Source organism: Sphingomonas sp. 2SG (assembly GCF_005503285.1).
In the GTDB taxonomy this organism is placed as follows: Bacteria; Pseudomonadota; Alphaproteobacteria; order Sphingomonadales; family Sphingomonadaceae; genus Sphingomonas; species Sphingomonas taxi.
This window is the reverse complement of the sequence record NZ_SCMZ01000104.1, coordinates 1-1,690: the sequence shown is the minus strand read 5'-3', so window position 1 is coordinate 1,690 and position 1,690 is coordinate 1. Positions and strand designations below refer to the sequence as shown.

The window sequence follows — 1,690 nt, the reverse complement described above, 5'->3', positions numbered from 1 at the left end:
GGGCGGCGCTGCTCGCGGTCGAGAATGCGCCGCCGCACCGCCGCAACACCTGGGGCATGTTCCCGCCGCTCGGCGCGCCGGTCGGCTTCCTGATGGCGAACGGGCTGTTCCTCATCCTCGGGCTCGCGCTCGACGAGGCGCAATTCCGGGCGTGGGGCTGGCGGCTGCCGTTCCTGGTCAGCGCGGTGCTGGTCGTGCTCGGGCTATGGGTGCGGCTGAAGCTCACCGAGACGCCCGCGTTCGTCGAGGCGGAGCAGGCGGAGGTGCTGCCCAAGGTGCCGATCGCGACGCTGATGCTGAACCATGGCCGCGCGGTGCTGGCGGGGACGGGCGGGGTGATCGCCTGTTTCGCGCTCTTCTATCTCGCGACCGCCTTCACGCTCGGCTACGGGACCAAGACGCTGGGATACGGACGCGAGGCGATGCTGGCGGTCGAACTGGTCGCGATCCTGTTCCTCGCCGCCGGGGTCATCGTCGCCAGCGTCACCGCCGATCGCACCGGTGCGCGACGGATGCTGGTGATCGGGTTTCTCGGCTGCATGGCCGCAGGCCTCGCGATGGGGCCGATGCTCGGCGCGGGCTCGCTCTTCGTCGTCTTCCTGTGGCTCGCCTTCGCCCTGTTCGTGATGGGCTTCGCCTACGGGCCGCTCGGCGGGTGGCTGCCGAGCCTGTTTCCGGCGGGGGTGCGCTATACCGGCGTGTCGATGACCTTCAACCTCGGCGGCATCCTCGGCGGCGCGGTCGCTCCGATCGCCGCAGAGGCGCTGGCGCATCGCGGCCTGGGGTGGATCGGCCTGTATCTGGTCGGCGCGGGGCTGCTCAGCCTGGGTGGGCTGGCGCTGTTGCGGGGACGGCCCGCGGCGTAACGGCGCTACGCCTGCCGCAACAGCGTCAGCCGTGCCTTGCCATGGACGCGGGTCGCATCGACGGTGAAGCCGGGCGGGGCGATCTCTTCCGCCTTGGCGGTCTCGATGCTGACCCAGGTCGCGGGCGAGACCCAGCCGAGCCGCGCCAGCTTGTCGAGCGCGACGAGGCCGGCGCCGGTGCCGTAAGGCGGGTCCATCATGATAAGATCGAGCGCCGCCGGTGCGGGACCGAGCCCCATCACCGAGCCGGCACGCACGTCGGCGCGGGTGCCGAGCTTGGCGAGATTGCCCTTGAGTGCGTCGAGCGCCGCACCGTCCTGTTCGACGAACAGGCACGAGGCGGCACCGCGCGACAGCGCCTCGATGCCGAGCGCGCCCGAGCCGGCGAAGAGGTCGGCGACGGCAAGCCCCTCGAAACTGCCGAGCCGGCTGGTCAGCATCGAGAACAGCGCCTCGCGCGTCCGGTCGGCGGTGGGGCGGGTGGCGTCGCCCTTGGGTGCGACGAGCGGGCGGCCACGCCATTGGCCGGCGATCACCCTCATCGACGGCCGCCCTTCGGCGCGCCCTTCGGCGCGCCACGCGGCGTGCCGCCGGGGGTCTTGGGACGCGGCGAGCCGCGGCCGCCGGCGGGACCTCCGCTGCGGGGCGCATCGCCGCGCGGCGGGCGGGCGCCCGCGTGCGCAGGACGACTGCCGGCGGTGGACGAGCGCTAGCCGTCATTCGATCGGGTGCGACCGCCGTTGCGATCGTCGCCCTGCTCCCACGGCTTGATCGCCGAGCCGCCGGTCGGGACTTTCGGCCGGTCGTCGTCGCGGGGCGGGCGG

At 73.2% G+C, this 1,690-nt stretch carries 2 protein-coding genes; one reads left to right on the top strand and one right to left on the bottom strand.

Annotated features, from left to right (window positions below):
• Positions 1-866 (top strand): MFS transporter (locus FFS23_RS19880; protein ID WP_137899959.1); only part of this gene is annotated, 866 nt, incomplete at its 5' end.
• A 5-nt stretch (positions 867-871) separates the two neighbouring features.
• Here FFS23_RS19880 and rsmD read toward each other — a convergent pair.
• Positions 872-1,408 carry a 16S rRNA (guanine(966)-N(2))-methyltransferase RsmD gene (gene rsmD / locus FFS23_RS19875; protein ID WP_137899958.1) on the bottom strand — a complete coding sequence of 179 codons (537 nt, stop codon included), beginning with the start codon at positions 1,406-1,408 and terminating at the stop codon, positions 872-874.
• Positions 1,409-1,690: the final 282 nt, after the last annotated feature.

Coding starts and splice junctions, on each gene's coding strand:
- rsmD (WP_137899958.1), bottom strand. CDS start 1,408: ATGAGGGTGATCGCCGGCCAATGGCGTGGCCGCCCGCTCGTCGCACCC.